General features: G+C 72.2%; 11 protein-coding genes. 3 read left to right on the top strand and 8 right to left on the bottom strand.

From position 1 onward, the window contains the following. Positions 1 to 17: 17 nt before the first annotated feature. The 5 genes from prmB to dapC form a co-directional block, all read right to left on the bottom strand. Positions 18 to 896 (bottom strand): 50S ribosomal protein L3 N(5)-glutamine methyltransferase, encoded by an 879-nt coding sequence (gene prmB, locus D9C15_RS06480; RefSeq protein WP_127996617.1) that lies wholly within the window; start codon positions 894 to 896, stop codon positions 18 to 20. Further along, a complete protein-coding gene (dapE, locus tag D9C15_RS06475) occupies positions 893 to 2,041 on the bottom strand; it encodes a succinyl-diaminopimelate desuccinylase (RefSeq protein WP_127996616.1) in 1,149 nt (382 codons plus the stop codon). Before dapE ends, prmB begins: the two co-directional genes overlap by 4 nt. Before the next feature lie 97 nt (positions 2,042 to 2,138). Then, on the bottom strand, positions 2,139 to 3,332 hold the full coding sequence (locus D9C15_RS06470; RefSeq protein ID WP_240668308.1) for a PilT/PilU family type 4a pilus ATPase: 1,194 nt from the start codon (positions 3,330 to 3,332) through the stop codon (positions 2,139 to 2,141). Between the two features lie 27 nt (positions 3,333 to 3,359). Then, on the bottom strand, positions 3,360 to 4,181 hold the full coding sequence (dapD, locus tag D9C15_RS06465) for a 2,3,4,5-tetrahydropyridine-2,6-dicarboxylate N-succinyltransferase (RefSeq protein ID WP_127996615.1): 822 nt from the start codon (positions 4,179 to 4,181) through the stop codon (positions 3,360 to 3,362). Between the two features lie 4 nt (positions 4,182 to 4,185). Next, positions 4,186 to 5,376 (bottom strand): succinyldiaminopimelate transaminase, encoded by a 1,191-nt coding sequence (gene dapC, locus D9C15_RS06460; protein ID WP_127996614.1) that lies wholly within the window; start codon positions 5,374 to 5,376, stop codon positions 4,186 to 4,188. A gap of 146 nt (positions 5,377 to 5,522) precedes the next feature. On the opposite strand from dapC, the gene D9C15_RS06455 reads away from it, so the two are divergent. Beyond that, positions 5,523 to 7,127, top strand: a complete 1,605-nt coding sequence (locus D9C15_RS06455) for a hypothetical protein (protein ID WP_127996613.1) — start codon at positions 5,523 to 5,525, stop codon at positions 7,125 to 7,127. A gap of 31 nt (positions 7,128 to 7,158) precedes the next feature. Here the strand turns inward: D9C15_RS06455 and queF are convergent, their stop codons facing one another. Then, complete coding sequence (gene queF, locus D9C15_RS06450; protein WP_127996720.1) at positions 7,159 to 7,587, bottom strand: preQ(1) synthase; 429 nt, start codon at positions 7,585 to 7,587, stop codon at positions 7,159 to 7,161. A 182-nt stretch (positions 7,588 to 7,769) separates the two neighbouring features. Here queF and smc point away from each other — a divergent pair, with 182 nt between their 5' ends. Further along, positions 7,770 to 11,285, top strand: a complete 3,516-nt coding sequence (gene smc / locus D9C15_RS06445; RefSeq protein WP_127996612.1) for a chromosome segregation protein SMC — start codon at positions 7,770 to 7,772, stop codon at positions 11,283 to 11,285. Positions 11,286 to 11,298: 13 nt separating this feature from the next. Continuing rightward, positions 11,299 to 12,351 carry a cell division protein FtsZ gene (locus D9C15_RS06440; RefSeq protein WP_127996611.1) on the top strand — a complete coding sequence of 351 codons (1,053 nt, stop codon included), beginning with the start codon at positions 11,299 to 11,301 and terminating at the stop codon, positions 12,349 to 12,351. A 10-nt stretch (positions 12,352 to 12,361) separates the two neighbouring features. Here D9C15_RS06440 and D9C15_RS06435 read toward each other — a convergent pair whose 3' ends face one another. After that, positions 12,362 to 14,491 (bottom strand): RCC1 domain-containing protein, encoded by a 2,130-nt coding sequence (locus D9C15_RS06435; RefSeq protein WP_127996610.1) that lies wholly within the window; start codon positions 14,489 to 14,491, stop codon positions 12,362 to 12,364. Positions 14,492 to 14,504: 13 nt separating this feature from the next. Further along, positions 14,505 to 16,940, bottom strand: coding sequence for an RCC1 domain-containing protein (locus D9C15_RS06430; protein WP_164886666.1), 2,436 nt, complete (start codon positions 16,938 to 16,940; stop codon positions 14,505 to 14,507). Between the last annotated feature and the right edge of the window lie 61 nt (positions 16,941 to 17,001).

Raw genomic sequence — 17,001 nt, 5'->3', positions numbered from 1 at the left:
TGAAGGGAGCGCGCAGTCTATAGCCGCTGCAGCGCGTCGCGGGTCATCAGCAGCACCTGGTCGTCGCCCGCGCTGGTGGGCAGCCAGGCGACCTCGGCACGCGGGAAGGCGCGCTCGAAGTTCGAGCGCTCGTGGCCGATCTCGAGCACCAGCACGGCCTCCGGGCTCATGCGCGCCGGCGCGTCGCGCAGGATGCGCCGCACCAGGTCCATGCCGTCCGTGCCGCCGGCCAGCGCCAGCGCCGGCTCGGCGCGGTACTCGGGCGGCAGCGCCGCCATGCTCTGCGCGTTCACGTAGGGCGGGTTGCAGACGATCAGGTCGTAGGGGCCGCGCACGCCGTCCAGCAGGTCGGACTTCAGCAGCGTGATGCGCGCGCCGAGCCGGTGCCGGTCGACGTTGATGCGTGCCACGGCGAGCGCGTCGTCGGAGATGTCGGCGGCGTCGACCGTCACCTCCGGGTAGGCCAGCGCGGCGATCACGGCCAGGCTGCCGTTGCCGGTGCACAGGTCGAGCACGCGCTGGGTCCGATCGCTGAGCCAGGCGTCCAGCGTGCCCTCCTGCTCGCCGTCGGCCAGCAGCTCGGCGATGAAGGAGCGCGGCACGATCACCCGCTCGTCCACGTAGAACGGCACGTTCTGCAGCCAGGCTTCCCGCGTCAGGTAGGCGGCCGGCCGGCGTGTCTCGATGCGCTCGGTGACCAGCGCGCGCGCCTTGGCGAGTTGCTCGTCGCCCAGGGTCTTCTGCGCATTCGGCTCGAGCGCCTCGAGCGGCAACCCGAGCGCCCACAGCACCAGCCAGGCGGCTTCGTCGAAGGCATTGGTCGTGCCGTGGCCGAACGAGACACCGGCCTCCTTGAGCCGCTGCGCCTCGGCCTGCACGAGTTCGATCAGCGTCATGCGACGAAGCGCTCCAGCACGCCGCGGTAGATCTCGGCCAGCGGCTCGAGGCTCGCCACCTCGACCCACTCGTCGATCTTGTGGATGCTGGCATTGACCGGACCGAGCTCGATGACCTGCGGGCAGATCTTGGCGATGAAGCGGCCGTCGGAGGTGCCGCCGGTGGTGGACAGCGCGGTGGTCACGCCGGTGACCGCGTGGATGGCCGCCGACACTGCCTCGCTGAGCGGGCCGGCCGGGGTGAGGAAGGGCTCGCCGCCGAGCGTCCAGGCCAGCTCGTACTGCAGGCCGTGGCGCTCGAGCACGGCGTGCACCAGTGCCTTCAGCGCCTCGGGCGTGGACTCGGTGCAGAAGCGGAAGTTGAAGTCGACCACCAGTTCGCCGGGAATCACGTTGGTCGCGCCGGTGCCGCCATGGATGTTCGATACCTGGAAGCTGGTGGGCGGGAAATAGTCGTTGCCCTGGTCCCATTCGATGGCGGCCAGCTCGGCCAGCGCCGGCGCGGCCTGGTGGATCGGGTTGCGCGCTAGGTGCGGGTAGGCGATGTGGCCCTGCACGCCGCGCACGATCAGCCGGCCCGACAGCGAGCCGCGGCGGCCGTTCTTGACCATGTCGCCCAGCACCTGCACCGACGTCGGCTCGCCGACGATGCACGCATCGAGCCGCTGCCCCTGCGCGCGCAGCCACTCCACCAGCCGGACGGTGCCGTCGTTGGCCGGGCCTTCCTCGTCGCTGGTCAGCAGGAAGGCGACCGACCCGTGGTGCGACGGATGCGCGGCGACGAAGCGCTCCACCGCCACCACCATCGCCGCCAGCGAACTCTTCATGTCGGCGGCGCCGCGGCCGTGCAGCCGGCCGTCGCGGTGCGTCGGCACGAAGGGGTCGCTGCGCCACTGCTCGAGCGGGCCGGTGGGCACGACGTCGGTGTGGCCGGCGAACGCGAGTGTCGGTGCGGCCGGGTCGCTGCCGCGGCGCAGCGCCCACAGGTTGGTGACGCGAAAGTCTGCCGGGCCGGCGACGAGCTCGTGGAACTCGAAGCGCAGCGGCGCGAGCCGTTCGCGGATGATGCGCTGGCAGCCGCCGTCGTCGGGCGTGACGGAGCGGCAGGCGATCAGCTGTTCGGCGAGGTAGAGCGTCGGATTCACGACAGCCCCTCGTCCGACGAGTACGTCGGACGGTCCCCCGGGGGGACGCGGGCCGGCTTGGGAGCGGCCCGGCGCTCGGCCCACGCACAAGCAGCCATCAGAACGGGCGCAGACCGCCGGACATCGTGCTGCCGTCCTCCGGCCGCACGTCCAGCGTGATCTCGGTGAAGGTGGGCTGGTCGTCCGGCTCCTCCTTCTTCTGCTGCACGCGCGAGACCGGTGCCATGTCGTTCTGCAGCCGCCACATCAGGTTGGTGGGCGAGTCGGCGTAGGCCAGGCCTTCGTCGCGCGTGATCATGTTCGTGGTGATCAGCCGCGCCAGGTCCTGCTCGAAGGTCTGCGAGCCCTCGGCCAGCGACTTCTCCATCGCCTCCTTCACGCCGTTCAGGTCGCCCTGTTCGATCAGCTCCTGCACGAGCTTGGTGTTGAGCATCACCTCCACCGCCGGCACGCGGCCGCCGGCCACCGCGCGGATCAGGCGCTGCGAGATGATCGCCTTCAGGCCCGAGGCCAGGTCCGACAGCAGCGCGGGGCGCGCCTCGGGCGTGTAGAAGGAGAGGATGCGCCCCAGCGCGTGGTAGCTGTTGTTGGCGTGCAGCGTCGAGAGCACCAGGTGGCCGGACAGCGCGTAGGAGATCGCCGCGGTCATGGTCTCGCGGTCCCGGATCTCGCCGATCATGATGCAGTCCGGTGCCTGGCGCAGCGCGTTCTTCAGGCCGACCTGCAGGGTCTGCGTGTCGCGGCCCACCTCGCGCTGGTTGACCACCGACTTCTTGTTGGTGAACAGGAACTCGATCGGGTCCTCGATGGTGAGGATGTGCCCGGCCATCTGCTGGTTGCGCTGCTCGAGCATGGCCGCCAGCGTGGTGCTCTTGCCGGTGCCGGTGGCACCCACCATCAGGATCAGGCCGCGCTTCTCGAGGATCAGGTTGGTCAGCACCGAGGGCACGTTCAGGCTCTCGAGCGTCGGGATCACCACCGGGATGCAGCGGAACACCGCGGCGATCGTGCCGCGCTGCTTGAAGGCCGAGAGGCGGAAGCTGCCCACGCCCGGGATGCCGATGCCCATGTTGAGCTCGCCGGTCTCGTCGAGCTCCTCGAGCTGCGTCGGCGTCAGCAGTTCGGCCAGCAGCTGGCGCGGCTGGGCGTGCGTGAGCGGCTGGTCCGACAGCTGCAGCAGCTGGCCGCTGATCTTGATGAGGATCGGCGCGTTCGCCGACAGGTACACGTCCGACGCGTTCTTCTCCGCCATCAGGCGAAGCACGCGCTCCATGTTGCCGCCACCGCTCATGCCGTTCCTCCGCTTCGGCTGCGCCGCTCAGGCGCGCAGCAGCTCGTTGATGCTGGTCTTGGCGCGCGTCTGCGCGTCCACGCGCTTGACGATCACGGCGCAGTACAGGCTGTACTTGCCGTCGGCGCTGGGCAGGTTGCCGCTCACCACCACCGAGCCCGCCGGCACGCGGCCGTAGATCACCTCGCCGGTGGCGCGGTCGTAGATCTTGGTGCTCTGGCCGATGTAGACGCCCATCGAGATCACCGAGTTCTCCTCGACCACCACGCCCTCGACCACCTCGCTGCGAGCGCCGATGAAGCAGTTGTCCTCGATGATGGTCGGGCCGGCCTGCAGCGGCTCGAGCACGCCGCCGATGCCGACGCCGCCGGACAGGTGCACGTTCTTGCCGATCTGCGCGCAGGAGCCGACGGTGGCCCAGGTGTCGACCATCGTGCCCTCGCCGACGTAGGCGCCGATGTTCACGTAGCTCGGCATCAGCACCACGTTCTTCGCCAGGTACGAGCCGCGCCGGGCGACGGCCGGCGGCACGACGCGGATGCCGGCCTCGCGCATGGCCTCCTCGCTGACGTGCGAGAACTTGGTCTGCACCTTGTCGAAGAAGCTCAGGTCGCCGGCACGCATGATGTGGTTGTCGTTCAGGCGGAAGCTCAGCAGCACCGCCTTCTTGACCCACTGGTTTACGGTCCACTGGCCCACGCCCTGCCGCTCGGCGACGCGGATGCGGCCGGCGTTCAGCTCGTGGATCACCTGCTCGACCGCCTCGCGCACCTCGGGGCTGTTGATGGCGTTGATGGTCGCGCGGCTTTCCCAGGCGAGGTCGATGACGTTCTGCAGGTCTTGGCTCATGGTGTCAGCGGGGTGAGAGGAAGGAAGCGATGCGCCGGGCGGCCTCGAGGCATTCGTCGACGCCGGCGACCAGCGCCATGCGCACCCGCCCCGCGCCGGGATTGATGCCGCCGGATTCGCGCGCCAGCAGGCTGCCGGGCAGCACCGCCACATTGTATTGAGCCAGCAGGCGCAGCGCGAAGGCTACGTCGTCGCCGTCGGGCACGCGCGCCCAGAGGTAGAAGCCGGCGTCGGGCAGCGCGACATCCATCACGCGCGCCAGCAGCGGCGTGACCTCGGCGAACTTGCGGCGGTACAGATCGCGGTTGGCCACCACGTGCGCCTCGTCGCTCCAGGCGGCGATGCTGGCGGCCTGCACCACCGGGCTCATCGCGCTGCCGTGGTAGGTGCGGTAGAGCAGGAAGGGCTTGAGGATGGCCGCGTCGCCGGCCACGAAGCCCGAGCGCATGCCCGGCACGTTGGAGCGCTTCGAGAGGCTCGTCAGCGCCACCAGGCGCGGGAAGCCGGTGCGGCCGAGCGCCTGCGCGGCCTGCAGCGAGCCGAGCGGCGGCTCGTCGCGGAAGTAGATCTCCGAGTAACACTCGTCGCTGGCGATCACGAAGCCGTGCCGGTCCGACAGCGCGAACAGCCGCTCCCACTCGGCCAGCGGCATCACCGCGCCGGTCGGGTTGCCGGGCGAGCAGACGTACAGCAGCTGGGTGCGCGCCCAGGTTTCCTCGGGCACGCTGTCCCAGTCGGCCGCGAAGTTGCGTGCCGGGTCGCTGTTGACGAAGGCCGTCTGCGCCCCGGCGAGCAGGGCCGCGCCCTCGTAGATCTGGTAGAACGGGTTCGGGCACAGCACGGTGGCGCCCGGTCGGCTCGGGTCGATCACCGTCTGGGCCAGCGCGAACAGCGCCTCGCGCGAGCCGTTGACCGGCAGCACCTGCGTCGCCGGGTCGAGCGCGACGCCGTAGCGGCGCCCGATCCAGGCGGCGCAGGCCTCTCGCAGCGCCGGCTCGCCGGCCGTGGCCGGGTAGCGCGACAGGCCGTCGAGGTGGCCGCGGATCGCCTCCTCGATCAGCGCCGGCGTCGCATGGCGTGGTTCGCCGATGCCCAGCCCGATCGGCTTCAGGTCCGGGTTCGGCACGATCCCGCGGGTCAGCTCGCGCAGGCGCTCGAAGGGGTAGGGGTGCAGCCGGTCCAGCAGGGGATTCATCGCGCGGATTATCGGCGAGGCCCGCCGGCCATCACCCCGTACGGGGGGGACAGGTGGCAGGGCGCTGTGCTAGCTTTCGACCCCGCAACCGTTGGACGGGCCGCTGCGTAAGTGCGGCATCGAGAGTCAACCGAGGAGGTTCGAACATGGTCGTGAAGATGTCCCCCGCGCTGCAGGCAGCCGACTGGGCCAAGAAGGCCGGCGACTTCGACAAGCCGTACGGCATCGCCGAGGACCTGAAGAAGCTGGCCAAGCTGTTCGCCCAGCTGCCGCAGGACGCGCTGGAGCTGGACGGCCTGGCCGACGAGAAGGCCGCCGACGCCGCCGAGCAGGTGCTCAAGGGCGAAGTCGCGCGCGCCGCCAAGGCGATCGCCGACCTGACGCGCTCGCTCGCGACGACGGCCCGGAAGTGCGAGGCCGAGCTGAAGAAGAACCCGAAGGCGCCCAAGCCGGCCGTGCTGGCCGCCGCCCAGATCGCCGCTGGCGCCCAGCAGCTGGCCAACGACGTCGATGCCGCGCTGGCGCAGGCGCTGGCGGCCCTGAAGTCGGCGCGTGCGCGCCTGGCGGCCGACGCCAAGAAGGAGCAGGCTGCCGCCGACAAGGCCAAGAAGGAGGAGGCCAAGTCCGCCAAGGGCGAGGAGGACGAGGACGCCGACGCGATCGCGGAACACAAGGACGAGAAGAAGTTCCGCGACAAGGTCAAGAGCCAGCTGCTGTCCTGGTTCAAGAAGGTCAAGGCCGAGGGCGCACCGCGCGCCAAGTTCACCGTCGTCGTGCTGGGCAAGACCTGGGGCGTGTACCTCAACAAGTCGGCCGGCGAGTCCGAGAAGAAGATCGCCAAGCGCCTGTCCGGCCTGGACAGCGGCTTCAAGCACTGCAAGGGCGAGATGTACTACGACCCCAAGTCCAAGGTCTGGGTGTTCGAGGGCCCGAACATCCCGCTCGGACGGGCCAACGCGACCTCGATGTCGCTGGCGCTCAAGCCCATCATCGGCTACGCGCCGCGCCTGCGCCTGCAGAAGCCGGGCGAGGTGGGCGAGGACAGCGAAGGGGCGGATGCCGATCCGGACGAGGGCCAGGACCAGGCCCAGGCCGTGGCCGGGCCGCCCGCCAAGGAGCCCAAGGGCGTCGAGCCGCTGAAGGCCTTCACGGCCCGGCTCGAGGCGCTCAAGCCGCGCATCCTGTCGGCCGCGAACGCCGACAAGGTCAAGCCGCTGATCGCGCAGGCTGGCGAGCTGGCGCGCAAGGGGCAGGTCGACAAGGCGCAGGCCCTGCTCGGCCAGGTCGAGGACCTGCTGACCGGCACCCCGCCCAAGGCGCCTCCGCAGCCGACCGTCGCGCCGGCCGGGCCGCCGGCCGACAAGCTCGCCAAGGTGCGCCAGGAGTGGGCCGCGGCGCGCAGCGAGGCGGTGCGCGGCATCGAGCAGCTGGCCCGCGCCATCGAGCAGGAGTACCGCGACGAGGTCGACCAGCGTGCCCAGGTGGCCGAGGCGACCAAGCGCCTGCGCGCGCTGGCCGGCCAGCTCAAGGACGACCTGGAGAAGCAGCTCGACCTGGTCATCAAGGCCGCCGACGCGGCGGCGCGCAGCAACCAGCTGCGCGCGGCCAAGACACGCCTGACCGAGGTGCTGCGGGTGGTGGCGACCGACCCGCTGATGAAGGAGCTCGACGGCAACGAGCTGATGCCCCAGCTGCGCGTCGTCAAGCCGATGCAGGACAAGCTGCGCGAGATCGCCGCGGTGCTCGGCTGAGCCCGGGAGGGCGCCGGCCGCGGGCCGGCGCCTACAGCAGTCCGGCCTGCGGCGCGTGGGCCGGCAGCGTGACCACGGGCTGCGGCTTCCAGCCCTTCTTGCGGTGTTCGGCCACCACGTTGGTGTAGATGCCGCCGCGCACGTACCACTTCGCGGTGATGCGGACGAAACGTGGCCGGGTGGCCTTCACGAGGTCGTCGAGGATGGTGTTGGTCACCTTCTCGTGGAACGCGCCCTCGTTGCGGTAGCTCCAGAAGTACATCTTCAGGCTCTTGAGCTCGACGCACAGTTCGTCCGCGATCATGTCGATCGTGAAGTGCGCGAAGTCCGGCTGCCCGGTCAGCGGGCAGTGGCAGGTGAACTCCGGCACCTGGAACTGGATGACGTAGTCGCGCTCGGGCGCCGGGTTCGGGAAGACGTGCAGTTCCTTGCTCGGCGCGCTGGGCGGGTTGGGCGGCATCGGGCGCTGCTTGGGCGCGGTCTCGGGGGTCTTGCGGCGAGCCATGGCGGTCACGTCTGGAGAGGGTTTCGAAAGGGCCGCGATGCTATCATCCCGCCCCGAAGAGGACCCGCGACAACGCGGGTTTTCTCATATGAATCAAGGACTTGGGCCATGACCCCCGGTCCACCCGCCGCTCTCCCATGCGCCTGAACTCGATCAAGCTGTCCGGCTTCAAGTCGTTTGCCGAGCCGACTCATTTCCAGCTGCCGGGGCAACTCGTCGGCGTGGTCGGGCCCAACGGCTGCGGCAAGTCCAACATCATGGACGCGGTGCGCTGGGTGCTGGGCGAGAGCAAGGCCAGCGAGCTGCGCGGCGAGTCCATGCAGGACGTCATCTTCAACGGCTCGGGCAACCGCAAGCCGGCCAGCCGGTCGAGCGTCGAGCTGATCTTCGACAACAGCGACGCGCGCGCCGGCGGGCAGTGGAACCAGTTCACCGAGATCGCGGTGAAGCGCGTGCTGACGCGCGACGGCACCAGCAGCTACTACATCAACAACCAGCCGGTGCGCCGGCGCGACGTGCAGGACGTGTTCCTCGGCACCGGCCTGGGGCCGCGCGCCTACGCCATCATCGGCCAGGGCACGATCAGCCGCATCATCGAGTCCAAGCCCGAGGAGCTGCGCCTGTTCCTCGAGGAGGCCGCGGGCGTCTCGAAGTACAAGGAGCGCCGCCGCGAGACCGAGAACCGGCTCAAGGACACGCGCGAGAACCTGACGCGCGTGGAAGACATCCTGCGCGAGCTCAACGCCAACCTCGACAAGCTCGAGAAGCAGGCCGAGGTGGCCGCGCAGTACCGCGCGCTGCAGCAAAGCGGCGAGCTGAAGCTGCACCAGCTGTGGTTCCTGAAGCATCGCGACGCCGCGGCCGAGGAGGAGCGCGTCAAGAAGGCGGTGCTCGAGGCGACCAACGCGCTCGAGGCGCGCCTGGCCGAGCTGCGCCACGGCGAGGCCGAGCTGGAGACGATCCGCCAGGCGCATTACGCCGCGAGCGACCAGCTGCACGACGCGCAGGGCCTGCTCGCCGAGGCCGCGCTCGAGGTCAGCCGGCTGGAGGAGCGCATCCGCTACGTGGTCGAGGGCCGCGCGCGGGTCGAGGCGCGCCTGGCCGAGCTGGCCGCCAGCAGCACGCAATGGGACGAGCGCGCAGCGCAGGCCGAGGCCGAGCTGGGCCAGATCGCCGAGCAGATCGCCGCCGCCGACGAGCAGGCCGAGCTGCTGGCCGCGCAGGCCGAGGAGCAGGCCGGCACGCTGCCGACGCTGGAGGACGCGCTGCGCGCCGCGCAGGGCCGCAGCAACGAGCAGCGCAACCTGGTGGCCCAGGTGCAGCAGCAGATCCAGCTGCTGGCCGCCGAGAGCCGCAACCTCGACGAGCAGCGCCGCCAGTTCACGACCCGGCGCGAGCGCCTGACCGGTGAACGCGGACAGCTCGCCGCGCCCGATGCGCAGCGCCTGGCCGAGCTGAAGGAGCGCCACGATGCCGCGCAGCAGGCGCAGGAGCTGGCCGATGCGCGGCTGCACGAACTGCAGGAGCAGGTGCCCGCGCTGGACGAGGCGCGCCGTGCCCAGCAGGCCGCGGTCAACACCGAGGCGGGCAAGCAGGCCGACCTGTCGGCGCGCCTGGAGGCGCTGCGGGCGCTGCAGGAGAAGGTGCGCACCGAGGGCAAGCTCAAGCCCTGGCTGGCACGGCACGGGCTCGATGGCCTGCCGGGCCTGTGGACCAAGGTCCACATCGAGCCGGGCTGGGAAACCGCGCTCGAGGCCGCGCTGCGCGAGCGGCTCAACGCGCTCGAGGTCGGCCGGGTCGAGACGGTGCGTGCGTTCGCCGCCGATGCGCCGCCGGCCAAGCTGGCGTTCTACACGCCGCCGAATGCCGCGATCAGCAACACGCACCAGACGCTGCCGCGCCTGTCCGACCTGCTGCGCCTGGGCGATGCCGGGCTGAAGGCGCTGCTGAACGACTGGCTCGAGGGTGTCTACACCGCCGCCAGCCTGGACGAGGCGCTCGCGCAGCGCGACAAGCTGACGCACGGCGAGGTGATCACCACCCGCGAAGGCCACCAGGTGAGCCAATTCGCCGTGGCCTTCTACGCCCCGGATTCCGAGCAGGCCGGCATGCTGGCGCGTGCCCAGGAAATCGAGAACCTGGAGCGCCAGCAGCGCGCCCAGTCGCTCATCGCCGAGGAGGCGCGCAGCGCGCTGGTGCGCGCCGAGGCCGCCTACACCGAAGCCTCGCAGCGGCTCGTCGCGGCGCGCCGCGAGGCCACCGAGGCGCAGACCCGCGCGCACCAGCTGCACGTCGAGCTGCTGCGCCTGACGCAGCAGGCCGAGCAGACCGGCGCACGGCGCGCCCAGCTCGACGAGGAGCTGGCCGAGATCGATGCCCAGCTCGAGGAGCTCGACGAGCGCCGCACCACCGGCGAAGCGCGCTTCGAGGAGCTCGACATGCAGCTGGCGACGACACAGGAGCGCCATGCCGAGCTCGACGAGGCGGTGATCGCCGCGGAGCGCCGCCTGGCGGAGGCCCGCGAGCAGGGCCGTGCGCTCGAGCGCCAGGCGCAGGAGGCGCAGTTCCAGTCGCGCTCGCTGGCCGCGCGGCGCGGCGAGCTGCAGCGCGGCATCGAGACGGCGCGCCAGCAGGCCGAGGCGAACCGCCAGTCGGCCGCGCAGCTGCACGACGAGCTGGCGCAGCTCACCGACGCCGCCGCCCAGGCCGGCCTGCAGACCGCCTTGGCGCTCAAGCTCGAGCGCGAGGCGGCGCTGGGCGCCAAGCGCAGCGAGTACGACGACCTGACGCTGCGTCTGAAGCGCGCCGACGAGCAGCGCCTGCAGCACGAGCAGAGCCTCGCGCCGCTGCGCGAGCGCATCACCAAGCTGCAGCTCGAGGAGCAGGCGGCGCAGCTCGGCGGTGCGCAGTACCTCGAGCAGCTGAGCGCTGCACAGGTCGACCTAGCCGTGCTCGGCCAGTCGATCGAGGCGGACGGCGTCAAGCTCTACGGCCTGCAGGGCGAGATCGACCGCATCAACCGCGAAATCAACGCGCTCGGCGCGGTGAACCTCGCCGCGCTCGACGAGCTGACCGCGGCGCGCGAGCGCAAGACCTTCCTGGACGCGCAGAACGCCGACCTGACCGAGGCCATCACCACGCTGGAGGACGCGATCCGCAAGATCGACCTCGAGACGCGCGAGCTGCTGGGCACGACCTTCGCGCAGGTCAACGAACATTTCGGGCGCATGTTCCCGGTGCTGTTCGGCGGCGGCCAGGCGAAGCTGGTGATGACCGGCGACGAGATCCTCGACGCCGGCGTGCAGGTGATGGCCCAGCCGCCGGGCAAGAAGAACAGCACCATCCACCTGCTGTCGGGCGGCGAGAAGGCGCTCACCGCGATCGCGCTGGTGTTCGCGATCTTCCAGCTCAACCCGGCGCCGTTCTGCCTGCTCGACGAGGTCGACGCGCCGCTGGACGACGCCAACACCGAGCGCTACGCCAAGCTGGTGAAGGAGATGGCCGCGGGCACGCAGTTCCTGTTCATCTCGCACAACAAGATCGCGATGGAGATGGCCGAGCAGCTGATCGGCGTGACGATGCAGGAGCAGGGTGTCTCGCGCATCGTCGCGGTCGACATCGAGGCGGCGGTCGGCATGGCCGAAGCCGCCTGACGGGGCGGTGCCGATGAGCCTGAGCCTGGCGCTGGCCTTGTTCGGCGCGGCGGTCTTGGCGGCGCTGGCGGGGCACTCGTACTGGCAGACGCGCCGGCGCGAGGCGCGCCGCGTGGTGGTGGCGCCGCCGGCCGAGCCGCGCGAGCCGGTGCTGCGCGAGCCCGGCTTCGACACGCCGGCCGACCCGGCGCCCGACGAATCCGACCAACCCGTCGCCGAGCCGCCGCGCACGCCGCGTCGCAACGTGCCGAGGATCGACGCGTTGATCGATGCCGTGGCGACGCTCTCGGTCGAGGTGCAGATCAGCGGCGACATGGCGCTCATGCACCTGCCGCCCACGCGCCGCGCCGGCAGCAAGCCCTTCTTCATCGAGGGCCTGAACGTGCAGACGCGCGAGTGGGAGCCGCCGGCGGCCGGGCAGCGCTACGTCGAGTTCCAGGCCGGCGTGCAGCTGGCCAACCGCGGCGGCGCGCTGAACGAGATCGAGTACTCCGAGTTCGTGCAGAAGGTGCAGGCCTTCGCCGAGGGCATCGGCGCGCTGCCCGATTTCCCCGACATGCTCGAGGTGGTGGCCCGCGCCCGCGAGCTCGACACCTTCGCGAGCGAGCACGACGCGCAGCTCGCGGTGCACCTGCGCTCGCGCTCGGTGGCCTGGAGCGTGGGCTACATCCAGCAGCATGCGGCGCGGCACGGCTTCGTGCCGGGCATGGTGCCCGGGCGTCTGGTGCTGCCCGGCGCCGAGGAGGGCGCCCCGCCGGTGCTGACGCTGGCCTTCGATTCGCAGGCCGCCTTGTCGGACGATCCGAACCAGGCCGCGCTGCGCGACGTGACGCTGGCCTTCGACGTGCCGCAGACCGACCCGCTCGCCGAGCCCTTCATCACCTGGCAGGCGAGCGCGCAGGCGCTCTCGCTGGGCATGGACGCGGCCATCGTCGACGACAACGGCGCGCCGCTGTCGGCCGAGAGCTTCGGCAGCATCGGCGCCGAGCTGAAGCGCCTGTACGACGAGCTGGCGGCGCGCGACCTGGCGGCCGGCTCGGCTGCGGCGCGGCGGCTGTTCAGCTGAGCCGCGCGCCTCAGTTCAGGTTCAGACCGCCGACGACGCCCGGGTTCTCCTCGAAGGGCGGGTTGGGCCCGCGCCCGAGTTCGCCGTCGCCGTTCCATCCCCACGTGAGCACGCTGCCGTCGCTGCGCTGCGCGAGCAGGTGCGAGAGCCCGCCGCCGCGTGCGATGCCGACGGCCACCACGTTGCTCGCCTGCGCGCGCCGCCAGGTGGCCGAGAAGCCCGGCGTGAGCGCGCCGATGCCGAGCTCGCCGACCTCGTTGATGCCGACGGTGAACAAGGCGCCGTCGTTGCGCACCGCGGCGGAGTTGTCGCTGCCGGCGGCGATCGCGACGATGCCGCTCGTCAGCAGCGTCGCCGTCGGCACGAGGCGCGCGGTGTCGCTGCCGTCGCCGAGCTTGCCGTTCAGGTTCGAGCCCCAGGCCCAGACGCTGCCGTCGCTGCGCAGCGCGAGCGAGTGGCGCGTGCCGACCGCGATCGCGACGACGTTCGCGAGGCCGCTCACCGCCACCGGCGTGTTGCGCGCCGTGCGCGAGCCGTCGCCGAGCTGGCCGTCGTCGTTCGCGCCCCAGGCGCGCACGCTGCCGTCGGCCAGCAGCGCGAGCGAGTGGTTGCCGCCGCAGGCCACGGCCGTCGCGCTCGTGATGCCGCTGACGGCCACGCCGCGCAGGCGGTCGGTGTTGCTGCCGTCGCCGAGCTGGCCGTCGGCATTGGTGCCCATCGCACGCACCTCGCCGCCGGCGCGCAGCACCAGCGAATGCAGGGTGCCGGCGCAGATGCCCACCGCATCGGCGAAGGCGCGTGGCGTGCCGGCGTCGATCCAGGTCGATTCGGCCGGGCTTGCCTGCGTCTGGTTGTTGCCGTTGCCGATCTGCCCGAAGCCGTTGTAGCCCCAGCCGGCCACCGAGCCGTCGCCGCGAAGTGCCAGTGCATGGGCGCTGCCGGCGGCCAGCGCCACCACGCCGGAGAGCGCCGGGCCGGCGCCCGGCAGGCTGCGCGACTGGTCGCCCGCGCCGGTGCCGAGCTGCCCGGTGCCATCGGCGCCCCAGGCGCGCAGCGTGCCGTCTGCCAGCGCGACGATGCTGAAGCCGCCGCCGGCCGCCAGCCGGGCCGGGGCGATCGTGCCCGGCACGGTGACCGTGAGCAGCGCGCCGGCGCTGAACACGCTGCCAGCGGTGTTCGACGCCCGGCAGCGGTAGCGGCTGCCGTCGTCCGCGGCCTGCGTGGCGGGCGTGGTGTAGGACGCGTTGGTCGCGCCGGGGATGTCGGTCCAGTTCGTGGCGTCGTTCGAGCGCTGCCACTGGTAGGCGGGCGCCGTGCCGCTGGCCGTGCAGGAGAAGGTGGCGGTCGCGCCCTGCGCGACGCTCGTGTCCTGCGGCTGCGTGGTGATGGCCGGGGCCACCGCGACGGCGTTCACGCGCAGCGTCGCGGCGCTGCTGGTCGTGCTGCCGTCCGGGTTCGTGATGACCACGCGGTAGCGGTCGCCGTCGTCCGCGGCGACGCTGGTGGCGCCGGTGGTGTAGGAGCGCGCCGTGGCGCCGGCGATGTCGTCCCAGTTCGCGCCGCCGTCGTCGGAGCGCTGCCACTGGTAGGTGAAGGGCGGCGTGCCGAGCGCGGTGACGCTGAAGGTCGCCGTGTCGGGCTCGCTCACCGAGGCCGAGGCCGGCTGCTGCGTGATCGAGGGCGGCAGCAGGCCCACCACCGCCCAGGAGAAGGACGTGACCGGCGCGCTGATGCTGCCGGCATTCACGCTGGCGCCGGACAGTGCCTGCCAGGCCCCGTTCGCGTCGGTCTTGAAGAGCGTCGGCGTGCGCCCGGCCGGCAGCGCGGCCGGATCGAAGGGCACGGTCATCGTGGCGGGCAGCGCGAAGTTCGTGCCGTGCGGTGTGAAGGCGAACACCGCGCCCAGGGTGACCAGACCGCCCGGCAGCGCCGGGGCGCCGCTGGCGGACTGCGCGACGGCCACCGCGGTGGGCTGGGCCAGCGCGCCGGCCGGCACCACCACCTGTGCGCCGGCCGGGCCGCTCACGGTGCCGCCGGCCGCACCGACCACCGGCGGCGGCGCCGCGTCGCCGCCACCGCCGCAACCGGTGATCAGCGCGGCACCCAGCAGCGCCGCGAGCACGCCGACAAACCTCTTCATGGCCGTTCTCCCCTCAGTTCAGGTTCACGCCGGCGGCCTGCACCGGGCGGTCACGCGGCAGCCGTGTGCCGTCGCCGAGCTGGCCGCGGGTGTTGCGGCCCCAGGCCCAGACGTTGCCGGCGCCGTCCATGGCCAGCGAGTGGTTGGCACCGGCGCCGATCGACACGATGCCGGCCGGCAGCGGTGCGCCCACCTGCGCCGGCGTCGTGCCGTTCAGGTTGCTGCCGATGCCGAGCTGCCCGTCGGCGTTGTTGCCCCAGGCGTACACGCGGCCGTCGGCGAGCAGCGCGAGCGAGTGCGTGCCGCCGGCGGCCACCGCCACGGCGATGCCCGGTAGCGTGACGCGCTGCGGGGCGAGCCGGGCCGTGGTGCTGCCGTCGCCGAGCTGGCCTTCGGTGTTGCGGCCCCAGGCCCAGACGGTGCCGTCGTTGCTCAGCGCTAGCGTGTGCAGCGCGCCGGGGGCCAGTGCGATGGCGTTGGAGAGGCCGGCAAGCGGTGTGGGAACCAGGCGCGCCTGCAGCGTGCCGTCGCCGAGCTGGCCCGCGGTGTTGCAGCCCCAGCTCCACACCGAGCCGTCGGCCCGCAGCGCGTGCGAGTGGTCCAGGCCGGCGGCCACGCGCACCGCGCCGAACAGGTTGCTCGTGACCGGCTGCAGGCGCTGCGTGTTGCTGCCGTCGCCGAGCTGGCCGCAGTTGTTGGCACCCCAGGCGCGCACCTGCCCGCCGGCCGCCGCCACCGCGAGCGACTGGCCGCGCCCGGCGGCCACGCTGCGGGTGAGCGGCAAGGCAGCGATGGTGCCGGGCACGGCCACGTTGGCCGTGTTGCCGCTGCCGAGCCGGCCGTTGGCGCCGAAGCCCCAGGCGCGCAGGCTGCCGTCGCTGCGCAGCGCGATGCTGTGCAGCTGGCCCACGCCGAGCAGCGCCGCGTCGGCGATGCCCGTGGCGAACACCGGGCCGGCCGGGTCGGCGACGCTGCCGTTGCCCAGTTCGCCGGAGGTGTTGGCACCCCAGCCGGCCACCCGCCCGTCGGCGGCCAGGGCCAGGCTGTGCTCGTTGCCGCCGAACACCCGCTGCAGCGCGACGCCGGCCCCCGGGCTGACGGTGAGCGTGGCCGTGCCGCTCAGCAGGCTGCCGGCGTTGTTGCTGACGAGCACGCGCACGCGCGCGCCGTCGTCGGCCGGTGCGACGTTGGAGAGCGTGTAGGTCGCGCTGGTCTCGCCCGGCACGGCCTGGAAGGGCGCGCCGCCGTCGCTGCGCTGCCACTGGTACTGCAGGCCGCCGCCATTGGCCAGCACGACGAACTGGGCCGAGCGGCCGGCCACGGTGCCCAGGTCGTCGGGCTGGTCGTAGATGGACGGCGCCGTCTGGGCCGGGATCACCGACAGCCGGGCCGGGTTGCTGCAGGCGCTGCCGGCGGCATTGCCCGCGCACAACGCGAAGCGCGCGCCGTCGTCGGCCAGCTGGGTGTTTGGCAGTGCGTAGGTGACGCCGGTGCCGCCGAGGGTGTTGGTCCACTGCGCCGGGTCGGCGGGACAGGTCTGGTTGGCGTTGCAGCGCTTCCACTGCAGCATCTGCGCGACCGAGGAGGTCGAGGCCGCGCTGAACACCGCGGTCTGCCCGGCTTCCACCTGCAGGTCCAGCGGCTGGGTCACGATGGCCGGTGGCAGCGCCAGCACGTGCAGGGTGGCCGGCACGGTGGTCAGCGGCGTGCCGCTGCGCGTGCTGATGCGCAGCGAGTAACGCGCGCCGTCGTCGCCCACAGCCACCGGGTTGATCAGGATCGTCTTGTCGATCTCCCCGGCCACCGGCGCGCCGTCGCGCAGCCACTGGTACTGCGGCGGGTCGTCCGCGCGCGAACTGAGCGCTTCGCCGAAGAAGAAGCACCAGCCGCCCTCGACGACGCTGCAGTCGCCCGGACTGGAGAGCAGGCTCAGCGTGGCCGGACGCGGCGGGCCGGCGCCGGGAGCGAGGTAGACCAGGCCCACGCCGTTCGAGAAGCTGGTCAGGGCCGCGCGGGCGGTGTTGCCGATGCGCTCGGTGGCCAGCGCCGTCCAGGCGTCGCGCGCCGCGTTGGTCTTGAGCAGCTTCACCGTCGCACCGGCCGGGGCCTGCGCCGGATCCAGCTCGAGCGTCAGCGTGACCGGCACACTGAAGCTGGTGCCGTGCGGCAGCAGCGCGATGGTCGGGCCGGCCACCGGCAGCCCGGTCGGCAGGGGCGGGGCGCCGGCGTCGTCCAGCGCGATGGTCAGCGCTGTGTCGGCGGCGAGCGCATCGGGCGGGATGGTCAGCGTCACGCCGCCCGGGCCGACGATGGTGCCGCCGGCCGCGCCGACGGTCTGTGTCACCGCCGTGGTCGGGGGGGCCGCTCCGCCGCCGCCGCCGCCGCAGGCGGCCAGCGCCAGCCCGGCGAGCAGCGCGAGCAGGGCCCGGATCGATCGAGTCGTGTGCATTGCCGCCTCCCCAGGGTCAAGCCGTTCCATCGCGGCAGATGCTCGGCACGCGGCACCGACC

This window comes from Piscinibacter defluvii (assembly GCF_004011805.1).
Classification (GTDB): domain Bacteria; phylum Pseudomonadota; class Gammaproteobacteria; order Burkholderiales; family Burkholderiaceae_C; genus Piscinibacter; species Piscinibacter defluvii.
Note: the sequence above shows the minus strand (reverse complement) of the source record. Positions and strands in the feature narration are given on the sequence as shown.